Consider the following 20938-nt stretch of genomic DNA (forward strand, 5'->3'; position numbering starts at 1 on the left):
GGTAGTCAGAGGTCGTGCTCGGTCAGCCGATGTGTAGGTCGATTGCGTGGGTTGCGAGGGTGCGGGCGTTGGCGGTGGGAGCCACCAGGCGGAGGCTGCGGTTGACCTGGAGGGCGGCGATGCCATGGAGGCTGGTCCACAGGGCGATCGCGCGCTTTTCTGGGCCGGCCGATGGTGGGGCGGCTTCGCGAACCAGCGCCGCAAAGCGCTCGAAGAGCGGCAGGGTGATCCCGCGGAGATTCTCGCCGGAGCCCTCGAGTAGGTCGTGGCGGAACATCAGCGTGAACATCTCCGGGCGCTCGCCGGCGAATTCGACGTACTCGGCGGCCATCCGTTCCAGATGTTCCCTCGGCGTGCTCGCGCCTACCTCCACCTTCGCGAACCGCTCGATGAGATCGGCGAAACCGCGCGCGGCGATGGCGGCCAAGAGTGCGCGGTGCGTCGGAAAGTGCCTGCGTGGCGCACCGTGGGACACCCCGGCCGCGCGGGTAATCGCACGCAGGCCCAACTGGGCCGCGCCGACCTCCTCGAGCATGTCGACCCCGGCGCCGACCAATCGTTCCCGCAACGGTTCGCTTCCGACCATGAAGACATTGTCTACGGCGCTCATCGAATCACTCCCTCCGACTTCGTCACATAAGTAGAAATCCGCTACCGATGATCGTAGACAGTGTCTACGATCATTGGTAGACATTGTCTACGGCAACTTTCTCGGAGGCTCATGTGTGGTACCGGTTGTTCAAGTACGTCCTGCTCGGCCCCCTGCTGCGGCTGCTCGGCCGCCCCGAGGTGGAAGGGCTGCGGCACGTACCCCGCACCGGACCGGTGATCATCGCGGCCAACCATCTCGCGATGCTCGACTCGATGTATCTCGCGCTGGCCCTGCCGCGCCGGGTCACCTTCCTGGCCAAGCAGGAGTACTTCACCGGGACCGGATTCAAGGGCCGGTTCCAACGCTGGTTCTTCACCGTCGCGGGTCAGGTCCCGGTGAACCGCACCGGCGGCACCGCCGCCGCGGACGCACTGACCGCCGCAACGAAAATCCTCGAATCCGGCGACGTCTGGGCCATCCATCCGGAGGGCACCCGCTCCCCGGACGGCCGCATCTATCGCGGCCGCACCGGCGCATTGCGCGTCGCCATGGCCACCGGCGCTCCGGTCATCCCGGTCGTGCTGGCGGGCACCGACAAGGTGAATCCGCGCGGCCATCGGCTGCCGCGCTTCGGCAAGGTGCACATCAGCTTCGGCACGCCGCGCTACTACCCACAGCTCACTCCGACCCACCCGGCACCGGACACCTGTCAGGTCCGCGCCGCGACCGACGAACTGATGCGGGAATTGGCCGCCCGATCCGGCCGGCGCTACGTCGATCGCTACGCGGCAACTTTCTCGAATCGCCCATAACGCCACCGCGACACGGGCATGTCCTCGGAATGGTTAACGCGGGGACGAATTGGCGGGATAGTTGGGGAGCAGGCCGTTCACCCATGTCCGGCCACCGCATCGGGGTGACAAGGGAGTTGGACTTTGAGCAGGTTCACCGACGAGATGTACGCAACGGCACAAACCTCGAGTCGCGGATTGGTGACCGGGGAGCCCAACGCGCCGTTTCGGCAAACCTGGGGTGAGATCCATCGAATCGCACGACAGATGGCGGGCGGACTCGCCGAAGCCGGCATCAGACACGGTGACGCGGTCGGCGTGCTGGCCGGGATGCCGGTCGATATCGCACCGGCCTGTCAGGGCATCTGGATGCGCGGCGCGTCGATCACCATGTTGCACCAGCCGACGCCGCGCACGGATCTGGTGGTCTGGGCCCGCGATACCGAGACCGTGCTGTCGATGATCGAGGCGCGCGCGGTGGTACTCGGCGCGCCCTTCGAGGCCGCCGAACCACTGCTGCGCGAGCGCGGCATCAGCGTGGTGCGCATCGATCAGCTGCGCGAGAGCCCGGAGACCGATCCGGTGCCGACCGTCGAGACGGATATCGCGTTGCAGCAGTTGACATCCGGTTCGACCGGATCGCCGAAGGCGGTGCGGATCACGCACGGGAACTTCTATACCAACGCCTACGCCATGTTCGACCGGGTGAAGTTCCAGCTCGACGACGATGTGATGATCAGCTGGCTGCCCCTGTTCCACGATATGGGGATGGTCGGATTCCTCAGCGTCCCGATGCAATTCGGCGCCGAAGTCGTCTGTGTGACGCCGATCGACTTCCTGATGCGTCCACTGCTGTGGGCCGAGCTGATCGATAAGTACCGTGGCACCGTCACGGCGGCACCGAATTTCGCGTACTCACTGCTGGCTCGCCGGCTCAAGCAGGCCGAGGACGGCGCCTACGATCTCAGCAGCGTCCGATACATGTGGAACGGCGCCGAACCCGTCGATCCAGACACCATGGAGAACCTCGCCGCGGCCGGCAAACGCTTCCGACTCAATCCGATGGCGCTCACCCCGGTCTACGGCATGGCCGAAACCACACTGGCCGTATCGGTTCCGGATCCCGGACACGGACAGGTCCTCGACATCATCGATGCCGATCTACTCGAAGCGATCGGCAAGGCCGTGCCGGCCCACGATCACCACGGCAATGTCCGCCGCATGCCCACGCTCGGCTATCTGGTCGACAATCTCGAGGGTCGGGTCGTCGACGCGGAGCGCCAGTCGCTGCCGACCCGTTCCGTCGGCGTGATCGAACTCCGCGGTCCCGCGGTCACTTCGGGCTATGTCACGGTCAACGGGTTCCGCCCGGCACAGGATGCGGACGGCTGGCTCGATACCGGCGATATCGGCTACTTCACCGATGAGGGCCTGATCGTGGTGTGCGGCCGGATCAAGGACGTCATCATCATGGGCGGTCGCAATATCTACCCGACCGATATCGAGCGTGCCGCCATGCGCGTGCCGGGGGTGCGTCCCGGGAATGCCGTCGCGGTCCGCCTGGACGCGGGCGAGAAACGCGAAAGCTTCGCCGTTGTGGTGGAAAGCAACGACCATCAGAACGCCGACGAGGTCAAGCGCATCGAACGCGAAATCGTGCATGCGGTGTTCTCCGAAGTCGGCGCTCGCCCGCGCACCGTCGCCGTGCTCGGCCCCGGTGCCCTCCCGAAAACCTCCTCGGGCAAACTGCGCCGCTCCGCCACCGCGATCCACCTGCGCTGAGCCGCAGTCGAACTCGGCCTAGTGCAGTTGGTTCTGGGCCGGTTCGAGCCCGACGCGCAGTAGCAGTTCGACCGCGTCCGCGGCCTGTTCGACGATCACCGGCACTTCCTTGCGCTCCATCGACGAAAACGGTTTGAGCACGTAGTCCGCCGGGTCCTGGCGACCCGGCGGGCGGCCGATGCCGATGCGGGCGCGCAGATAGTCCTTGGTGGTCAGGGCATTGGAAACCGAACGCAATCCGTTGTGCCCGCCCTCACCGCCGCCGCGCTTGAGCCGGACCTGACCGAACGGCAGATCCAATTCGTCGTGCACGACGATCACCTCGGTCGGCGGCACCGAGAAGAATTTCGCCAACGCCGCGACCGGGCGCCCGGACAGATTCATGAACGAGCGCGGCTTGGCGATCAATACCTGACGCCCGTCCAGCCTGGCCTGCAACAGATCCGCACCGGACTTCTTGTGCACAGCAAAACGGCCGCCGACGCGCTGCGCGAGCACGTCGGCGACCAGAAAGCCGATATTGTGCCGGGTGCGCTCGTACTCGGAACCTGGGTTGCCAAGTCCGACCACGAGCGCGGGCCCGGTCGAGGATTCGGTCATTCGGATAACCGACCCGGGGAGTTCTTACTCGGCGCTCTCGGACTCCACGGCGGCCGCGGCAGCCTCTTCGGTCTCCTGCGCGGAAGCCGGGGCCGCGATGATGTTGACGATCAGGGCCTCCGGGTCACCGGCCAGGGTGACACCCTTCGGCAGCTCGATCTCGCCCGCGGTGATCTGGGTGCCCGCCTCGACGCCTTCGATCGAGACCTCGATGGACTCCGGAATGTTCAGCGCGTCGGCCTCGATGGACAGCGTGGTGACGTCCTGGGTGACCAGGGTGGCCGCGGCGGCCTCACCGATCAGCGCGATGTTCACATCGGCGGTGACCTTCTCGCCGCGCTTGACGATCAGCAGATCGGCGTGCTCGATGTAACGGCGAATCGGGTGCACCACAACGGATTTGGTCAGCGCAAGCTGCTTCTTGCCATCGATGACGAGGTTCAGCACCGCATTGGTGCCGTGCTCGCGCAGGATGGCGGCGAAGGCTTGAGCGTTGAGCGAGAGGTGCTGCGGGTCGGCGGCGTGGCCGTACAGCACGGCGGGAACGTTGCCCGCGCGACGGGTGCGGCGGGCGGCGCCCTTGCCGAACTCCGTGCGGACGGCGGCTTCGAGAAGGTTGGCGTCAGACATGACTGGATCTACTCCCTACGGCTCTTCCGGGCTGTCAACAGTGCGCCAGGGACTGTTATCCCCCCTGGCAAAGGTTGGTCTACTCGTCGGGCGAAGACCGAACGAGGACGGCCGAGAGCCGAGCCGCGTCGATCACGGTGAACGCATTACGTCTGCGGTCACCCTCGCCGAGACAACCCGAACACCATAGCGCAAGTGTTTATGTCCAGCTGAATCGGGTGGTCGGACTGGCCGGATTGTCGTCACCCCGGTCGCGTACGCTGGAGCGGTTGCCGATCGGCCGTCTGAAAGGTTGTTGCAGTTGACCGCCTCCACTGAGGGTGTCGTCACGCCCGCCCCGCGTGGGTTGCCCGCCGAGGTCGCCCGGCGACGCACATTCGCGGTGATCTCCCACCCCGACGCGGGCAAGTCGACGCTCACCGAGGCGCTGGCGTTGCACGCCAGGATGATCTCCGAGGCGGGCGCCATCCACGGCAAGGCCGGACGCAAGTCCACCGTGTCGGACTGGATGGAGATGGAGAAGGCGCGCGGCATCTCGGTGAGTTCGACCGCGCTGCAATTCAACTACCGCGCCGCGGGCTCCGATATCGATAACGTCATCAACCTGGTCGACACCCCCGGCCACTCGGATTTCTCCGAGGACACCTACCGCGTGCTCACCGCCGTCGACGCCGCCGTCATGCTCATCGACGCCGCCAAGGGTTTGGAGCCGCAGACACTGAAGTTGTTCCAGGTGTGTCGCCATCGCGGTATCCCGGTCGTCACCGTGATCAACAAGTGGGACCGTCCGGGCCGCGCGCCGCTGGAACTGCTCGACGAGATCAGCGAGCGGATCGGCCTCACCCCGACGCCGCTGTTCCTGCCGGTCGGCATCGCTGGTGACTTCCGCGGTCTGCTACGGCGCGGCCCCGAGGGCGCGGCCGTCGAATACATCCACTTCACTCGGACCGCGGGTGGCGCGACCATCGCGCCGGAGGAATCGATAGATCCGAAATCGGCCGAGACCCGCGAGGGTGAGGCGTGGACGACCGCCGCCGAGGAGAGCGAACTGCTCTCGGCCACCGGGCAGGACCACGATCAGGAAATGTTCCTGGCCGGGCAGACCTCCCCTGTCATCTACGCCTCCGCGATGCTGAATTTCGGTGTGCGGCAACTGTTGGAGACCCTGGTCGCGCTGGCACCGGCGCCCGGCTCGCGCGCCGATGTCGGCGGCACGCCGCGCGACACCACCGATCCGTTCAGCGCGGTCGTATTCAAGGTGCAGGCCGGAATGGATGCGGCACACCGGGATCGGCTCGCATTCATGCGGATCGTGTCCGGCGAATTCGAGCGCGGGATGGTCGTCACGCACGCGCAGACCGGTCGGCCGTTCGCGACCAAATACGCGCTCACCGTTTTCGGGCGGGAGCGCTCGACCGTCGACACGGCCTACCCGGGCGACGTGGTCGGCCTCGTGAATGCCACCGCACTGGCGCCGGGGCACACACTGTTCGTGGACAAGAAGGTCGAGTTCCCGCCGATCCCGTCCTTCGCGCCGGAGCATTTCGCGGTGCTGCGGGCGCAGAGCGCGGGTAAGTACAAGCAGTTCCGCAAAGCCATCGACCAGCTCGATTCCGAAGGCGTGGTGCAGGTCCTGCGCAATGACGCGCGCGGTGATGCCTCACCCGTGCTCGCGGCGGTCGGTCCGATGCAGTTCGAAGTGGTCACAGCGCGGATGCTCGCGGAGTTCAATGTCGAGACGCATATGGAGCACCTGCCCTACACGCTTGCCCGGCGCACCGATGCGGAGTCGATGGCCGAACTCGATCGGCAGCGCGGGGTCGAGGTGTTCACCCGCTCCGACGGGGCGTTGCTGGCATTGTTCAGCGATAAGTGGCGGTTGCAGTACATCGAGAAGGAGCATCCGAAGCTCACGCTCGAGCCGCTGGTCGCCGCGGCGGATTAGGAATTGCCGTTCACCCGGCCTCAGGCTCCGCCGCCTCCGGCGCGGTCTCCCGCCGCAGCGGGGTGGCGCCGGGCTCGCGCTCGACCGACGCGATGCCGTCCTCGCGCGTGATCAGCCCCCATCGACTCGATGTCAGGCGCAGGCTCGGCAGATCGCTGAGCGAGAGCACCACCTCATAGGTGCGCTCATATCCGGTATGCGCGATGCGCCAGCGACCGTCATTGCAGCGGACGTAGCGATCGGTGTAGAACGCCGCGCCGCGCAACAGCATGTTGTGCGCCGGTATCAGCACCGTATCGGCGAGATACCAAGTGCCGGTAGCGGTGTCGCCGTCGACATCGATCTCCGGATGGTCGCATCGATGCTCGGTGATGACGTGCGGACCGAGGGTGTTGCGCATGAACGCCAGGAACGCATCCCGCGACTCGAACTGCAGGTATTCGCTGTAGGTAGCGGTCGCCTCCGGGATCATGGTGTCCGCAAATTCGTCCCACGACTTGGTGTCGAGGGTGCGCAGATACCTGAACTTCAGGCGACTGATCGCTGACACAGCATCCTGGTCCATAACTCAACAATCCCATTCGAAGTCGCCGCGCTACGGAGATTGGGAGATTTGTATCAGATTGCTATCAGTTCGAGCTGAAATCGGCGGTCTACCGCACGGGTCAGTTCCCGATGGTGAAGCAGGTGTTGCAGAAATCGCTGCCGAATTCGGTCAGCCGCAGACTCTTGCGCACGATCTTGGGGGCGCGTCCGGCCTTCTTCAGCGCCGCCTCGACCACGGGCTGCACCTCGAGCACCATGTACCGGCTGAGCACCACCGGGTCATCGGAAACCTGGGTCAGGCCGAGACGGTTGAGGTTGATCAGATAGGTGCGGGCACGGTCCGGATAACGGACACCGGCCTGTTCCGGAACCGAGGTGAGATCACCGGTTACCAACTCCGAGCCGATGCCGAGCGGACGGTTGGTGCGCACATCGACCGACGGCTGCGGACCGTTCAATGCCATGAACCGCAGAATGCGCGCCTCGTCCGGAGCCAACTCGTCGAGGATCCGGTCATAGGCGGGGTGTACGTCGTCGGTGAAGTAGACATCGGCCGAGCGGGCGAGCAGCGCATCGCCGCGGCGGCGTAACTCTTCGCTGCTCGCCGAGCGCAGCGGCGCGCCGATACCGACCGGCGCCGGCTGCGGCGCACCGTTGGAAGTCGGTACGTAGCTGACGATTTCGCGCACCGACCCCTCGGTGACGCCGAGCGCGCTGCGCGCGATGGAGCGCAATGCATTACCGGTGCGCTCGGCGATATCCGCCGACGACTCACCGTCGAGCGCGGCCTGGGTGATCTCCTTGGTCACCTCATAGGTCGTCTCGACGGCCCACTGGCTGCCGCGCACCATGGTGCCCGCCGCGAGCCCGGCCGCTCGGAACACACCGCGAATCAGCCGCGCCTCATTGCTGATCTGCCGCTGTTCGACATCCGAGCTGCGTTCCACCGAGCGGGAACCGGCCCGGGCTACGTCCTGTCCGGTCCTGTCGTCTGTCACGTTCTCTCCGATGTATTGCCAAGTGAACGAATACGCCCACAGATTATTGCCCGCCAGCCTTCCAGGTATGCCTTACCGCGAGCCGAGTGGGCCAGCAAACACGCCGACCCCTGCTGTCGGACGCGTGATCGTCGCCATTGTCTCCGCCGCCGGTTGACACTACGACATTCTGGACACACAGTGTGACTGATGTCTCAGACAATCTGCTGTGGCCCGGGACACTCGCGATGGACCGGCGTCTCGAACTCACAGTAGGGTCCGTCTGCCGACTGGGTGCTAGTTTGGGTTGCCGGTGAGGCGGCGGTCACCGGTATATCGGCAGGAGGGTGTCGTGTTGGAGAGTGTTTTCGGGGTGCATCCGACGGTCCTCCTGGAGTTAGTGACTATCCCCCTTTTCACTGGCATCATCGGATACATCACCAACTGGACCGGCATCCTGATGTTGTTCAAGCCGGTCGCCTTCCACGGTATTCGTTTACCCGGATTGCGCGCACTGTTTCCCTTCCTGCCCAAGCGAATTCAGGTGCTGCCGCTGCTGAGCTACGACGGCCGAATCGGCTGGCAGGGCATTGTGCCCTCGCGCGCGGACAAAATGGCGAGCATCGCGGTCGACAAGGGGCTGGCGAAACTCGGTAGCGTCGCCGACTTCTACCGCGAGCTGGAGCCGGACAAGCTCGCCGAACATCTCGCCACTATCGCCGACGCGCAGATCAAGGACATAGTCGAAGAAATCCTGCGCCGCGAACATCCGCAACTCTGGTACAACCTGCCGACCGGGGTGCGCGACATGATTCACGCGCGGGTCCGCCAGCAGCTGCCCGATATTCTGCGCGAGTTGACCGAGGAATTGGGCGCCAATATCGATCAGCTGCTGGACGTCAAGCAGATGGTCATCCGTTATTTCCAGGCGCGTCCACATCTGCTCAACACCCTTTTCCAGGTGCTCGGCGCCAAGGAACTGCGCTTCATGCAGAACTTCGGTTTCTACTTCGGCGCGCCGATGGGTGTGGTGCTGGTCGCCGTATTGCATGTGACCGGCTGGTCGTCGCTGGTGGTGCTGCCGATCGGCGGTGTCGTCATCGGCTGGGTGGTCAACTGGATCGGCCTGAATATGATCTTCGCGCCCGCGTACCCGAAGTGGTGGTGCCCGTGGCGGCAGGGTCTGCTGATCAAGCGGCAGCTCGAAATCACCGACGGCTACGCGGAATTGGTGTCCAGTCAGGTGATGACCGTCGCCAACATCGGTGACGAGTTGCTGAACGGCCCGCGCTCGGACCGGACCATGCAGATGCTCGAGGACACGCTGCGCCCGGCCGCGGACCGGGCGCTCGGACCTGCCCGACCGGCGGTGAAGTTCATGCTCGGCAGCCGGGAGTACGACTCGCTGCAGTCGACGCTGACCACCGAGGCGATGACCATCGCGCCGATCGCCTTCGCGGATCCGGACTTCAACATCCAGCAGGGTAGACAAATCAACGACTACATCGCCAAACAGATGTCGGCGCTATCGCCCCCCGACTTCGTGGATATGCTGCGAGCGGCCATCAAACAGGACGAATGGCTCCTTTTTCTGCATGGCGGCGTGTTGGGGCTCTTCGCCGGATACGCTCACATCCTGATCTTCGGAACGGGAGTGGCGACAACATGGCTATGACGGAAGCTGGCGGCGACGATCTGCGGGCCACCGGGCAGGGCTCCGAGCGAACAGAGCAGTCCGAAGTGGCCGAAACCGCAAGAACTTCCGAGTCGTCGACCTCCGGGCAATCGACGGAGATCGCGCGCCTGCCCGTTGGCGCGGTCGAGCCGAAACAGCAGGTCAGCTCGGTGCGGAAGACCGTTCGCGCGACCACCGGGGTTGCCAGGGTCGCGGTGAGCGCGGCGGCCGAGGTGACCGCGTGGGGCATCGACACCGCCCTCGGTGTCGGGGCCACCGTGGTGCGCGGCAGTATCGCGGGAACTCCCCCGCGTGAGGTGCTCGCGGAGGCGGAGGCCGAGGTTCGTGACGCGGTGCGGCGTGCGTTGCGTCTGCCCGCCACGCCCGAACAGCCCACGTCCGATGCCGTTCCCACTTTGCGTGAGCAGGGGGCCGCGCTGCTGCGGCTGTCGGCGAGCACGCAGGGCGAACACCACGAAACCCACCCGGCCTTCGCGCGCATGCTCGAGGAGCTGACCCCCGATGAGGCGCGCATCCTGCGCTTCCTGCACCTCGACGGCCCGCAGCCCTCGATCGATATCCGCGCAGGACGGCCGCGCGGGATCGGTGTCGAGCGAATCATCTCCGGACTCAACCTGATCGGTGAGCACGCGGGCCTGCGCTTCCCCAACCGGATCCAGCAGTACCTGCCGAACCTGCGCCGCCTCGGCCTGATCGAATTCGTCAAGGAACCGGTGGGCAATCCGAACCGCTACCAACTCCTCGAAGCCCAATCCCCGGTCCGAGAAGTGTTGAAGCGCTCTGGTTTCGGTACCAAGGTCTACTACCGCAGCATCGCACTCACCGGCTTCGGCGCGGACTTCGTGCAAACCTGCCTGCCGGTCGTGGTCCAGGACGGGCGCGTCTCCGGCACCAGCTAGACCGGCGCCGTCGAGGCGAGTCGAACTCACCTCGACTGGCTGTGGTTGCGTTCTCGAGAGTTGTCGAGGGTAGTCGAACGGTGGTTGTGGGTGGTGCGTGGAGCGACCATTCGACTACCACCGATGGGCGGGGATCAGGTGGTGTCGGCCAGTTCCAGCCAGCGTTCCTCGGCGGATTCTTTTTCGGCCAGGACCTGTTTCAGTTCGGTGCCCAGGGTGATGAGTTTATCGGGGTTGGTGGCGGCGTCGGCGAGAGCGGTGTGGAGGCGCTGTTCGCGTTCGGTGAGTTTGTCGATGGCACGCTCTAGTTTGGCCAATTCCTTGCGGGCGGCGCGGTAGGCGGCCGAGTCGGTGGAGGGAGCTTCAGCAGACTTGGAGTCGGTGGCTCGCGTTGCGGCCGAACTCGATGCGGCGCGCTTTTTCAGGTATTCGTCGATGCCGCCGGGCAGATTGGTGAGTTTTCCATCGCCGAACAGGGCCCAGGTGGAGTCGCAGATGCGCTCGATCAAATAGCGGTCGTGGCTGATCACGACCAGCGTGCCCGCCCAATTGTCGAGCAGGTCTTCCAGTTGTTGCAGGGTGTCGATGTCCAGGTCGTTGGTCGGCTCGTCGAGGAGCAGAACATTCGGTTCGGCCATCAGGATCCGGGTGAGTTGTAGCCTGCGGCGCTCGCCACCGGATAGGTCACCGACCGGGGTGCGCTGACGGGCCGGGGTGAAGCCCAGGCGCTCGGCCAGCTGGCCCGCGGAAATTTCCTTATCGCCCAGCATGATTCGCTGCGCGATCTGCTGTACCGCCTCCAGCACCCGCAGATCGGTCGGTAGGTCGTCGAGTTCCTGACGTAGCCAACCGATCTGAACCGTCTGGCCCTGAATGCGTTTGCCCGCGGCGGGTTCGGCGGCACCGGCCAGCGTGCGTAGCAGGGTCGTCTTGCCGGAGCCGTTCACACCGACCAGGCCGACTCGCTCCCCCGGCGCCAGGCGCCAGGTCAGGTCGCGCACCAACTCGCGGCCGTCCGGGGTGGTGAGGGTGGTGTCCTCGAGTTCGATGACGACGCGGCCCAGGCGCTTTCGCGCGAATGCGGCCAGCGAGACGCTGTCGCGCGGCGGCGGCACATCGGCGATCAGTACCTCGGCCGCCTCCACCCGATAGCGTGGCTTGGAGGTGCGGGCCTTCGCACCGCGCCGCAACCAGGCCAACTCCTTGCGCGCCAGATTCGCGCGCCTGGCCTCGGAGGCATCGGCCTGCCGCGCCCGCTCGGCGCGCGCGAAAATCCAGTCGCCGTAACCGCCTTCATAGCTTTCGACCTTGCCGCCGACGACCTCCCAGGTGTCGGTGGCGACGGTGTCGAGGAACCAGCGATCGTGGGTCACGACCACCAGCGCGCTGCGACGCTCCAGCAGATGTTGCGCCAGCCACTGCACGCCCTCGACATCGAGGTGGTTGGTCGGCTCGTCGAGGACGAGCAGATCGAGGTCGCGGACCAGCGCGGCGGCCAGTGCGACGCGACGGCGCTCGCCACCGGAGAGATTGTCGACGGAAGTATCCAGACCGAGGCCCTCGATCCCGATACCCTCCATCACCGAACGGATGCGCGGATTCGAGGCCCATTCGTGTTCGGCCATGCCGTATTGATCTCGGCGCTCCTCGGGCCCTCCGTGGTCACGCAAGCTGCCGCCTCCGTGCCCGTTCATCGCGTCATCGGCCAGTCCCGCCAGCACCACGGATCCGACGGTCGCGCCCACGGGAAGTACACCGCGCTGGGTCACCACCGCCATGCGCAGCCCGCCGACCCGGCTCACGCGGCCGCTGTCGGGCGGCTCGAGACCGGTCAGCACCTCCAACAGGGTGGTCTTGCCGCCGCCGTTCAGTCCGACGACACCGATCCGCTCGCCCGCGTGGATACCGAGTGAAACATTGTCCAGGAGCGGTTTGATACCGAAACTCTTGGAGACCTGTTCGAGATTGATCAGGTTGGACATGGATCCTTCCGAGTCATGCGCGGGGCGAGTACTCGCCCCGCGCAAGCGTACCGAGCATCCCGAACCACCCGCCGCCCCACCGACCGCCCCAGCGTCCATCCTGGTGTCGCGGCCCGGGACCACTGCACGCCGCCTGGTTCTCCGCTCCGACGGCCTCGTCCGATCCTGATCAGCGCAGTCGTCCGCGACGGTGCCACCCTCGGTAACTGTCGGGTTTCGCCAGACTTGCGCGACGAACGGCGTTCGTTTAGAGTCAGCTGTAGCGAACAGCGTTCGTTACGAACGATGTTACGGCGCTCCTGAGACACAGCCGCAGAATGGGAGCCCCGCCTCGAGATCGAGGTGAGTGGGGCGGCACGGTTTCAACTACCCCTGGAGGTTTTCATGCACGTCGGACTCGGGCTGCCCATTTCCGATCCCGCCGCCCTGCTCGACTGGGCCCGCCGCGCCGATGCGGGTCCGTTCTCCACGCTTGGTCTGCTCGACCGGCTCGTCTATGACAATCCCGAACCACTGGTCGCCCTCGGCATGATCGCCGGTGCCACCAGCCGCATCAAGGTACAGACCGAGGTGCTCATCGCACCGCTGCGCGAGCCGACACTGCTCGCCAAGCAGGCCGCCACCCTCGACCGCATGTCCGGCGGCCGCCTGGTGCTCGGCCTCGGCGTCGGCGGTCGCGAGGACGATCACATCGCCTCCGGCACCGAGCTGCGCTCCCGCGGCCGTCGCCTGGACGAACAACTCGAGATCATGCGCCGCCTGTGGTCCGGCCGGCCGTACGGCACCGACTGCGGACCGATCGGTCCCGCGCCGCTGCGTCCCGAGGGACCCGAACTGCTCTTCGGCGGGTTCCAGCCCGCCGCTATCGATCGCGTCGGCCGTTGGGGTGGCGGCTTTCTCGCCGCCGCCGCACCGTCGTGGGCCGGTGGCCTGTTCGACACCGCCCGCCGCTCGTGGAAGGAACACGGCCGCGACGGCAAGCCTCGCATTGTCGCCCAGGTCAATGTCGCGCTCGGCGCACCCGATCTGATCGAAGACGCCCGCACCTCGATGGGCGCCTACTACGAATTCAGCGGTCGCGCCGACTTCATGCTCGCCGGAATGCTCACCACACCTGACGAGATCCGCACGGCTATCAGCCAATTCGAGGATCTCGGCGCAGATGAGGTCATGCTCTACTGCTACGGTCGCGACGCCGACCAAGTGGACCGGCTCGCCGACGTCATCGCATAACAAGCGAAACGTCAGCGCTTGCCTGGCGTGTCGCTGCTGATCACGCGAGCGCCGGGCACCGGTCCGCTGGCCGTGCGCACGCTACGGCACACACCGGCCCCCGCGAGCTCGGCCGCGACCGCCACCGCGCTGTCCTCGCTGTCACACAGGAATGCGCAGGTCGGGCCGGAGCCCGAGACCAGCCCGGCAAGCGCCCCGGCACCGACGCCGGCGCGCAACGTCCGTCGCAACTCGGGCTTCAGTGACAGCGCGGCGGCCTGCAGATCGTTACCCAGCAGGGGCGCAAGCTGTTTCGGGTCACCGGAGGCCAATGCCTGCATCAGCGCCTGCGGCTCGCCGAGCCGGGGCGGGGTGCCGTTCTCGCGTAGTCGGTCGAGTTCGGTGAAGACCGCGGGTGTCGACAATCCCCCCTTGGCCAGGGCAAGCACCCAGTGAAAGGTATTGCGGGACAACACCGGAAGCAGCCGCTCGCCTCGACCGGTGCCGAGCGCCGTTCCGCCGTGCAACGCGAACGGCACATCGCTGCCGAGTTCGGTTGCCACCGCGAACAATTCATCGCGAGTCAGCCCGACATCCCAAAGTTCGTTCAGGCCCACCAGCGCCGCGGCCGCATCCGCGCTGCCGCCCGCCATTCCACCCGCCACCGGAATGCCCTTGTTGATGGCGATTTCCACCAGTGGTGCGCGGCCGGCCAGATGGGCGACGCGCACGGCGGCTTTCCACACCAGATTGGTGCGATCGGTCGGCACATCGTCGGCGCCCTCGCCGCTGACCCGCACGGTCAGCGAGGCGGCGGGTGCGAGTTCCAGATCGTCGCTGAGCGAGAGGGCTTGGAACACCGTGGTCAGATCGTGATAGCCGTCCGCGCGCACGTCACCGACGCCTAGGTGGAGGTTCACCTTGGACGGCGCGCGCACGATGACCGGACTTGGCACAACTGACAACACGGTGCTCAAGCCTATCCCGTGGGTACGACAGGTGCTCAGCTCGAGATGAGACATTCACCGCCCATGTGTCGGACGGTTACAACAGCGCCCCGCCGGTGGCATCGATCCACTGTCCGGTGACCCACCGCGAATCATCCGAGGCGAGGAATGCGGTGATATCCGCGATATCACCGGGCTGGCCGACTCGATTCAACGGCGACCATCCGGCCACCAACGCCTCGGTCTCGGCATTGCGCAACCAGTTCGCGTTCATATCGGTATCGATCACACCCGGCGCGACGGCATTCACCGTGATGCCGCGGGCGCCGAGTTCCTTTGCCAGCGTTTGGGTGAAGGTATCGATCGCACCCTTGGTCATCGTGTAGGCGATCAGCTGCGGCATTCTCGACCCGTGCGTGAGGCCGGTGGAGACGTTGACGATGCGGCCGCCGTCGCGCAGCCGATTCAGCCCGAGCTTGGTGACGAAGAACGGCGCCTTCGCATTGACGGCGAAGACTCGGTCGAAGGCGGCCTCATCGGTGGCGCCGATCGGTTCGCGGATGCCATCGATGCCCGCGTTGTTGACGATGACGTCCACGCCGTCGGCATGTGCGTCGAATGCGGACCACAGCGCCGCGGCATCTCCGGGTACGCCGAGTTCGGCCTTGATCGCGAAGGCCGAACCGCCCGCCGCCTCGATGGCGACGACGGTTTCCTTCGCCGCCTGCTCATTGCCGTTGTAGTGCACGGCGACCCGCGCCCCCTCCCGGCCGAGCCGCTCCGCGATGGCCCGGCCGATGCCGCGGCTCGCGCCGGTGACCAGCGCGGTCTTGCCGTCTAGCCGGCCGGTTTGCAGCGGTGCACCCATGACGGGTTCCTTTCTCTAGCGGTCACTACAGAAAGGACGTTAGCACATTCTCTAGCGATCGCTATAAAATGCAGACATGAGTGCACCGACCAGGGGACGCCCCCGCTCGTTCGATCGGGACGCCGCACTGGAAAAGGCGTTGCGGCTGTTCTGGGCGCGCGGTTACGAGGCCACCTCGATCGGCGATCTGACCGCGGCGATGGGCATCGGCGCGCCGAGCCTGTACGCCGCATTCGGCGATAAGGCGACGCTGTTCAACGAGGTGGTGCAGGTCTTCGGCGCGCGCTACGGCAGCTTCATCCCGCGCGCCCTCGCCGAGGAGCCGACCGCCGAGGCGTTGGTGCGCCGCATCCTGCGCGAGGCGGCGACGGAGTACACCCGACCCGATCGCCCGCACGGCTGCCTGGTGATCAGCGCCGGACTCAATACCACCAGCACCGAGATCGCCGACATGCTGCGCGCGCTTCGCAACCGAAATGTGGAGGCCTTCGCCGCGCGCATCCAGACGGATATCGATGCGGGTCTATTGCCGCCGAAGGCCGATGCGGCCACGCTCGCGCGGTATGTCGGCACCGTCATGCAGGGCATGTCGCAGGCGGCCCGGGATGGCGCGAGCGCCGCGGAACTGGAGCGGGTCGCCGAAATGGCCATGCACGGTTGGTCTTCCGCCGTTCAAGGCTGATTCGGGAACTATCCAGACCTCTGCAGCGACTAATCGACGGAACCTCGGCGTAACCCACCCTTGCGTTCAATACCCTCCGGGGGTATGTTGATTTGCGTCGGGGATACCCCCGCACCGTATGATCGAATGTGAGCGAAGGAGTCGGAAATGGCCACGAGCACCTACACCGTCACGGGGATGACCTGCGGACATTGCGTCAGCTCGGTCAAGACGGAGATCGGCAAGATCGATGGCGTGACCAGCGTGGACGTCGACCTCGCCAGCGGTGCGGTCCGGGTGGACAGCACCGCACCGCTCGCCGACGCCGATATCGCCGCCGCCGTTGACGAGGCGGGATACGAGGTCGCCGTCTGATGCAGGCCCGGCTGAGATTCGCCGCGGTCGGCGGCGGTCTCGTCGCGCTGTTCGGTGTCGCACTCGGTATCGGCGCCCTCGTGGGAGATCCGACCGGGTCGACACCGGACCACGGCGCGATGGCACACACCGAACAGGACACCGGGCTGTCGGATTCGCGATCCGGCTACGCCCTGACCGACCTGAGCGCACCCGCTGACCCGAATCGAGCCGGGGCCCTGCGTTTTCGGATCACCGGACCGGACGGAGTTCCGGTCACGAGATTCACCACCCAGCACGACAAGAAGCTGCACCTGATCGTGGTCCGCTCGGATACCACCGGATATCGGCACGTGCACCCGACCATGGACGACACGGGCACCTGGTCGATCGATTGGAATTGGACAGCGCCCGGCACCTATCGCGTCTTCGCCGATTTCGTTCCCGAGCAGGGGCCCGGCGATCTGGTCCTGAGCCGCACCGTCACGGTCGCGGGACCGGCTGAGCTCCAGCCACTTCCACCCGAGTCCCGGTCGGCAACGGTGGACGGTTACCAGATCCGCATGGCGGGCGATCTGAGCACCGCGGGCAGCGAACTTCGTTTCACCGTGACCCGCGACGGCGTCCCGGTGACAGACCTCGAGCCGTATCTCGGCGCGTACGCGCATCTAGTGGTCCTGCGCGCCAATGACCTTGCCTACCTGCACGTCCATCCGCAGGGCGAAATCGGCCGCACCCCAGCGGGTCCGGAGGTCGGCTTCCATGCCCAGACCCCGAGTGCGGGCGCATTTCGGTTGTATCTAGACTTCTCCCACGGCGGTGTCGTACATACCGCCGAGTTCACCGCGCGCGTCGAATCATCCACAGCGCCATCCACATCCGATGGTGGACACCATTCGGGTGGCGGTCACCCCTGACCGCATGCGCTGACCACCGCGTGCTCGAGCTGACATTCAGCGCGATGACCTGCGCTTTCCGTACGGCACGCGGAGTGTGGCGACACGCGTGAATTGATTGCCGCGGGGCATGAATCCGGTTTCGCGACCAACAAGGCAAAAGTTGGTTATCCACAATCTGTTTCGCTTGTGGCGATGCCCCAGCAAGCGAGCCGAGTGGATAACGCGGCGCATTGTCCGCCTCACCTGTCACAGAAACCGACCAGTCCGGCATAACAGCAGATCATCCACCGCGGCGGGACAGGCCGATATCCGATGGCAGCCAGGCGACACTCGTCCGGACGAAGTTACGCCGGGTAGCAAGCAATCCGCGGTGTAGAGATCACCGCGGCGGGTCGATATCCGATACCAACCAGGCGAAATCACGCGGCGCCGCCGACGCGGGTTACGCCTGGGCGGCGAGGCGGACGAAGGCTGCGGTGTCCAGGGTTTCGCCGCGGGCGGTCGGGTTGATACCAGCGGCGACCAGGCGGCGTTCGGCTTCGGCCGGCGAACCGGCCCAGTTGCCCAGTGCGGCGCGGAGGGTTTTGCGGCGCTGGGCGAAGGCGGCGTCGACTGCCTCGAAGACGCGGCGGCGGTGTGCTTCGTCCATCGGCCACGGCGGTTCGGCGTAACGCTCGATGCGGACCAGGCCGGAGTCGACGCGTGGCACCGGCCAGAACACCTGGGTGCCCACCGCGCCCGCGCGGCGCACAGTGCCGAAGAAGCCCGCCTTGACGCTCGGGACGCCGTAGACGCGGCTGCCGGGCTCAGCGGCGAGACGGTCCGCGACCTCGGCCTGCACCATCACCAACGAGGTTGTGATGCTGGGCAATTCGGCGAGCAGGTGCAGCAGCACCGGCACGGCGACGTTGTAGGGCAGATTCGCCACCAGCGCCGACGGTGCCGCAGGGAGTTTGTCCGAACGGACCCGCAGCGCATCGGCCTCCACGACGGTCAACTGCCCGGCCAGTTCCGGCGCGCGATCCGCGACGGTCACCGGAAGATGTTTCGCCAGTACGGGATCGATCTCGACGGCGATGACCGAATCCACCACATCGAGCAGGGCCAATGTCAGCGAGCCGAGACCCGGCCCGACCTCGAGCACCGTATCCCCACGCCCGACCCCCGCCGCCGCGACAATCCGCCGCACCGTATTCGCGTCGTGCACGAAATTCTGTCCGAGCTGCTTGGTCGGCCGCACACCGAGTCGCTCGGCCAGCGCCCGCACCTCGGCGGGCCCGAGCAGCGCAGCACTCCCACGGGCGGAAATATCGGGTTCGGACACGTCCGACAACGTATCAACCCGCCCGCTGTGCTCAGCCGATACCCAGGCGACTGGTGCAGGCGGGCCAGGCGCCCCACCCCTGGCGGGCGCGGGTGACTTCGGCGATGGCGATCTGTTCTTCGCGGGTGGCCAGGTCGGCGCGCGGGGCGTACTTGAGACCGCCCTGGCGCTCCCAGGTGCCCTGGTCGAATTGGATGCCGCCGTAGTAGCCGTTGCCGGTATTGATGCCCCAGTTACCGGTGGACTCGCAGCGGGCCAGCGCATCCCAGATAGCACCGTCACGCACCGGCGGCACCTCGGTACCGGGCTTGGCCCCCTTGCGGACGGTCTTCGGCTGAGCCGTCACCTTCACATTGGAAGCGATCGGCCGCCGACTGACCTCCTGGCCATTGACCATGGTCACCGCGAACGTCACGTCCTGCACGCCGGGCGCACCCGCGCTCTCCACCACGGTCCGGCTCATATTCATGGTCGGATCCTCGATCACATTCTCCGGCGGATCCAGTGGCACCGTCTCGACCTTGTTCTCGACGCGCTGGCGGGTCACCACGATCCGCAACCCATCGGTGAGCGGCGTGGTCGCCGCGGGCTCGACGGCGTCCTGCTCGATCAGCGGAATGCCCGCCGCGGTGAGGAATTCACCAACGGTCGGCGCGGCCAGTCGAACATCGACCGGATTGCCGATGCCGTCGAGCAGCGATACCGAACGCGGGCTGGCGATCTGCAGCGCGGCGCCCTCGAGCGGCAGCTTCTCGTCGCGGGCAGGGGAAACGAATACCTCGCGAGGCAGGTGCAGTTGGTCGACCACATCGCCCGCGGTCAGACCGGTCGACCACACCTTCTCGGCCTTGCCGTCCAGCGACACCGCGACCTCACGCGCCCGGTTGTAGGTGATGGTCGCGCCATCGGTGATCGCCGCGGCCAGTGCGGGCCGGACCAGGTCGCGGTCGTTCACGTCGAACCCCGCGGCCTTCAAAACCCCGCTGACGTTTCGCGACATGGTGGTCTGCGTCATCTGCTGACCGTCCACGACGACCGTGACCGTCTTGCGGTTCACGATCGCCATCGCGGCACCGACGATCAGCGTCACCAGCAACGCCGCAACCGCCGCGTACAGCAGCGGCGAGCGGGACTGGTTGATCCTCGTGAATGGAGACATGGTCACAGTACGATAACGAAGGGGTCAGCGGTCTACAACCGTAGTGTTACGAGCGGCCGGTATCAATATCACAAACCGATCTCGACGCCGCAGGTAAATCACAAAACGTACCGACCGAAGTGACCTAGGACACACTTACCCGTCCGAATGTGAAACAAGATCAGGTGAAATTGGGCGCCACTCGCGATTCCACCTGATCTCGAATTCAGATGCCGTAGATACGGCGGGCGTTGGCGGTGGTGATTTTGGCGAGGGCCACGGGATCCTGTTCGCGCAATTCCGCTAGGGCGCGCACGGTGTAGGGAAGGCAATACGATTCGTTGGGTGCGCCACGGAATGGATGCGGCGTGAGATATGGCGCATCGGTTTCGACCAAGATGTGGTCATCGGGCACCACCTTGGCGGCCTCACGCAATTCATGCGCGTTCTTGAAACTCACCGTGCCGGAGAAGCTGAGGATGTACCCCTCGGCGACACACGACATCGCCATATTGGTGTCCGAGGAAAAGCAATGGAAGATCACGGTTTCCGGAGCGCCCTCGTCCAGCAATACCGCCAGCAGATCGTGGTCTGCCTCGCGGTTGTGGATCATCAGCGGTTTGCGCAGACGTTTGGCCAGGTCGATATGCCAGCGGAAGCCCTCGACCTGCTCCTCGATATCGGCGCAACCCTCCAACTTGCCCGGCCAGTAGTAATCCAGACCGGTTTCGCCGATCGCGACCACGCGCGGGTCGGCGGCCAACCGCTCCAGTTCGGCCTTGGTCGCATCGTCCAGCGCATTCGCCCGCGTCGGATGCAGCGCCACGGCGGCGAACACCCTCCGATCCCAGTTCGCGGCCTTTACGGCCCACTGCGCAGCGGCCAGATCATCGGCGACCGTGACCACCTGGCCGACCCCGACCGAGGCCGCGCGGTCCACGATCACCGCCGTCGACTCCGCATCGGTCGCCCCGCAGGCATCCAGATGCGTATGCGCGTCGACCAGCGGCGCGAGCGGTTCCGGCAGCTCGGGCGCGGCCCGTTTGGCGCTGTCTTTTGTTCGCTCGCTCATCGGCAAACTCCGGCACACCAGAA

At 66.0% G+C, this 20938-nt stretch carries 20 protein-coding genes; 9 read left to right on the top strand and 11 right to left on the bottom strand.

Annotated elements, in window-relative coordinates; translation table 11 throughout:
- Positions 1-22: 22 nt before the first annotated feature.
- A complete protein-coding gene (locus tag OIE68_RS26370; RefSeq protein ID WP_327093771.1) occupies positions 23-610 on the bottom strand; it encodes a TetR/AcrR family transcriptional regulator in 588 nt (195 codons plus the stop codon).
- A gap of 83 nt (positions 611-693) precedes the next feature.
- Between OIE68_RS26370 and OIE68_RS26375 the strand changes: the two genes are divergently transcribed.
- A complete protein-coding gene (locus OIE68_RS26375) occupies positions 694-1404 on the top strand; it encodes a lysophospholipid acyltransferase family protein (protein WP_327093772.1) in 711 nt (236 codons plus the stop codon).
- A gap of 123 nt (positions 1405-1527) precedes the next feature.
- Positions 1528-3165 carry a fatty acyl-AMP ligase gene (locus OIE68_RS26380; RefSeq protein ID WP_327093773.1) on the top strand — a complete coding sequence of 546 codons (1638 nt, stop codon included), beginning with the start codon at positions 1528-1530 and terminating at the stop codon, positions 3163-3165.
- 18 nt (positions 3166-3183) lie between these two features.
- On the opposite strand, the gene pth is transcribed toward OIE68_RS26380, so the two are convergent.
- Both pth and OIE68_RS26390 read right to left on the bottom strand, forming a co-directional pair.
- Positions 3184-3765, bottom strand: a complete 582-nt coding sequence (pth, locus tag OIE68_RS26385) for an aminoacyl-tRNA hydrolase (protein ID WP_327093774.1) — start codon at positions 3763-3765, stop codon at positions 3184-3186.
- 24 nt (positions 3766-3789) lie between these two features.
- Positions 3790-4395, bottom strand: coding sequence for a 50S ribosomal protein L25/general stress protein Ctc (locus tag OIE68_RS26390; RefSeq protein WP_327093775.1), 606 nt, complete (start codon positions 4393-4395; stop codon positions 3790-3792).
- Between the two features lie 301 nt (positions 4396-4696).
- On the opposite strand from OIE68_RS26390, the gene OIE68_RS26395 reads away from it, so the two are divergent.
- Positions 4697-6340, top strand: a complete 1644-nt coding sequence (locus OIE68_RS26395; RefSeq protein ID WP_419150566.1) for a peptide chain release factor 3 — start codon at positions 4697-4699, stop codon at positions 6338-6340.
- 10 nt (positions 6341-6350) lie between these two features.
- Here OIE68_RS26395 and OIE68_RS26400 read toward each other — a convergent pair whose 3' ends face one another.
- Positions 6351-6905: a nuclear transport factor 2 family protein gene (locus OIE68_RS26400; protein ID WP_327093776.1), complete on the bottom strand. Its 555-nt coding sequence runs from the start codon at positions 6903-6905 to the stop codon at positions 6351-6353.
- Positions 6906-7005: 100 nt separating this feature from the next.
- Positions 7006-7884: an Abi-alpha family protein gene (locus tag OIE68_RS26405; protein WP_327093777.1), complete on the bottom strand. Its 879-nt coding sequence runs from the start codon at positions 7882-7884 to the stop codon at positions 7006-7008.
- Positions 7885-8215: 331 nt separating this feature from the next.
- Between OIE68_RS26405 and OIE68_RS26410 the strand changes: the two genes are divergently transcribed.
- Entirely contained in the window at positions 8216-9538 is a 1323-nt protein-coding gene (locus tag OIE68_RS26410) for a hypothetical protein (RefSeq protein WP_327093778.1), read from the top strand.
- Positions 9535-10458, top strand: a complete 924-nt coding sequence (locus OIE68_RS26415; RefSeq protein ID WP_327093779.1) for an Abi-alpha family protein — start codon at positions 9535-9537, stop codon at positions 10456-10458. The genes OIE68_RS26410 and OIE68_RS26415 overlap by 4 nt, the downstream gene beginning before the upstream one ends.
- A gap of 134 nt (positions 10459-10592) precedes the next feature.
- On the opposite strand, the gene OIE68_RS26420 is transcribed toward OIE68_RS26415, so the two are convergent.
- The gene (locus OIE68_RS26420; RefSeq protein WP_327093780.1) at positions 10593-12440 is read right to left on the bottom strand and encodes an ABC-F family ATP-binding cassette domain-containing protein; all 1848 of its coding nucleotides are present in this window, start codon (positions 12438-12440) and stop codon (positions 10593-10595) included.
- Between the two features lie 384 nt (positions 12441-12824).
- Between OIE68_RS26420 and OIE68_RS26425 the strand changes: the two genes are divergently transcribed.
- Entirely contained in the window at positions 12825-13673 is an 849-nt protein-coding gene (locus OIE68_RS26425) for an LLM class flavin-dependent oxidoreductase (protein ID WP_327093781.1), read from the top strand.
- Between the two features lie 11 nt (positions 13674-13684).
- Here the strand turns inward: OIE68_RS26425 and OIE68_RS26430 are convergent, their stop codons facing one another.
- Together OIE68_RS26430 and OIE68_RS26435 are read right to left on the bottom strand one after the other, a co-directional pair.
- Positions 13685-14620 (bottom strand): 4-(cytidine 5'-diphospho)-2-C-methyl-D-erythritol kinase, encoded by a 936-nt coding sequence (locus OIE68_RS26430; protein WP_327093782.1) that lies wholly within the window; start codon positions 14618-14620, stop codon positions 13685-13687.
- A gap of 76 nt (positions 14621-14696) precedes the next feature.
- Positions 14697-15467 carry an SDR family oxidoreductase gene (locus OIE68_RS26435; RefSeq protein ID WP_327093783.1) on the bottom strand — a complete coding sequence of 257 codons (771 nt, stop codon included), beginning with the start codon at positions 15465-15467 and terminating at the stop codon, positions 14697-14699.
- A gap of 76 nt (positions 15468-15543) precedes the next feature.
- Here OIE68_RS26435 and OIE68_RS26440 point away from each other — a divergent pair, with 76 nt between their 5' ends.
- From OIE68_RS26440 to OIE68_RS26450, 3 genes are all read left to right on the top strand, one after another.
- A complete protein-coding gene (locus tag OIE68_RS26440; RefSeq protein ID WP_327093784.1) occupies positions 15544-16149 on the top strand; it encodes a TetR/AcrR family transcriptional regulator in 606 nt (201 codons plus the stop codon).
- 147 nt (positions 16150-16296) lie between these two features.
- Positions 16297-16503, top strand: a complete 207-nt coding sequence (locus tag OIE68_RS26445; RefSeq protein ID WP_327093785.1) for a copper ion binding protein — start codon at positions 16297-16299, stop codon at positions 16501-16503.
- On the top strand, positions 16503-17399 hold the full coding sequence (locus tag OIE68_RS26450) for a hypothetical protein (RefSeq protein ID WP_327093786.1): 897 nt from the start codon (positions 16503-16505) through the stop codon (positions 17397-17399). Before OIE68_RS26445 ends, OIE68_RS26450 begins: the two co-directional genes overlap by 1 nt.
- A 424-nt stretch (positions 17400-17823) precedes the next feature.
- Here the strand turns inward: OIE68_RS26450 and rsmA are convergent, their stop codons facing one another.
- The 3 genes from rsmA to OIE68_RS26465 form a co-directional block, all read right to left on the bottom strand.
- Positions 17824-18705 carry a 16S rRNA (adenine(1518)-N(6)/adenine(1519)-N(6))-dimethyltransferase RsmA gene (gene rsmA / locus OIE68_RS26455; RefSeq protein ID WP_327093787.1) on the bottom strand — a complete coding sequence of 294 codons (882 nt, stop codon included), beginning with the start codon at positions 18703-18705 and terminating at the stop codon, positions 17824-17826.
- Between the two features lie 31 nt (positions 18706-18736).
- Positions 18737-19864 carry a transglycosylase family protein gene (locus OIE68_RS26460; protein WP_327093788.1) on the bottom strand — a complete coding sequence of 376 codons (1128 nt, stop codon included), beginning with the start codon at positions 19862-19864 and terminating at the stop codon, positions 18737-18739.
- A 205-nt stretch (positions 19865-20069) separates the two neighbouring features.
- Positions 20070-20915 carry a TatD family hydrolase gene (locus OIE68_RS26465; RefSeq protein WP_327093789.1) on the bottom strand — a complete coding sequence of 282 codons (846 nt, stop codon included), beginning with the start codon at positions 20913-20915 and terminating at the stop codon, positions 20070-20072.
- Positions 20916-20938: the final 23 nt, after the last annotated feature.

The sequence above is a fragment of the Nocardia vinacea genome (assembly GCF_035920345.1).
Taxonomy (GTDB): domain Bacteria; phylum Actinomycetota; class Actinomycetes; order Mycobacteriales; family Mycobacteriaceae; genus Nocardia; species Nocardia vinacea_A.

Bases quoted from the DNA above. Each gene is read 5' to 3' on its own strand.
- OIE68_RS26370 (WP_327093771.1), bottom strand. From the start codon at position 610: ATGAGCGCCGTAGACAATGTCTTCATGGTCGGAAGCGAACCGTTGCGG.
- pth (WP_327093774.1), bottom strand. From the start codon at position 3,765: ATGACCGAATCCTCGACCGGGCCCGCGCTCGTGGTCGGACTTGGCAAC.
- OIE68_RS26390 (WP_327093775.1), bottom strand. From the start codon at position 4,395: ATGTCTGACGCCAACCTTCTCGAAGCCGCCGTCCGCACGGAGTTCGGC.
- OIE68_RS26400 (WP_327093776.1), bottom strand. From the start codon at position 6,905: ATGGACCAGGATGCTGTGTCAGCGATCAGTCGCCTGAAGTTCAGGTAT.
- OIE68_RS26415 (WP_327093779.1), top strand. From the start codon at position 9,535: ATGACGGAAGCTGGCGGCGACGATCTGCGGGCCACCGGGCAGGGCTCC.
- OIE68_RS26420 (WP_327093780.1), bottom strand. From the start codon at position 12,440: ATGTCCAACCTGATCAATCTCGAACAGGTCTCCAAGAGTTTCGGTATC.
- OIE68_RS26425 (WP_327093781.1), top strand. From the start codon at position 12,825: ATGCACGTCGGACTCGGGCTGCCCATTTCCGATCCCGCCGCCCTGCTC.
- OIE68_RS26435 (WP_327093783.1), bottom strand. From the start codon at position 15,467: ATGGGTGCACCGCTGCAAACCGGCCGGCTAGACGGCAAGACCGCGCTG.
- OIE68_RS26440 (WP_327093784.1), top strand. From the start codon at position 15,544: ATGAGTGCACCGACCAGGGGACGCCCCCGCTCGTTCGATCGGGACGCC.
- OIE68_RS26445 (WP_327093785.1), top strand. From the start codon at position 16,297: ATGGCCACGAGCACCTACACCGTCACGGGGATGACCTGCGGACATTGC.
- OIE68_RS26450 (WP_327093786.1), top strand. From the start codon at position 16,503: ATGCAGGCCCGGCTGAGATTCGCCGCGGTCGGCGGCGGTCTCGTCGCG.
- OIE68_RS26460 (WP_327093788.1), bottom strand. From the start codon at position 19,864: ATGTCTCCATTCACGAGGATCAACCAGTCCCGCTCGCCGCTGCTGTAC.
- OIE68_RS26465 (WP_327093789.1), bottom strand. From the start codon at position 20,915: ATGAGCGAGCGAACAAAAGACAGCGCCAAACGGGCCGCGCCCGAGCTG.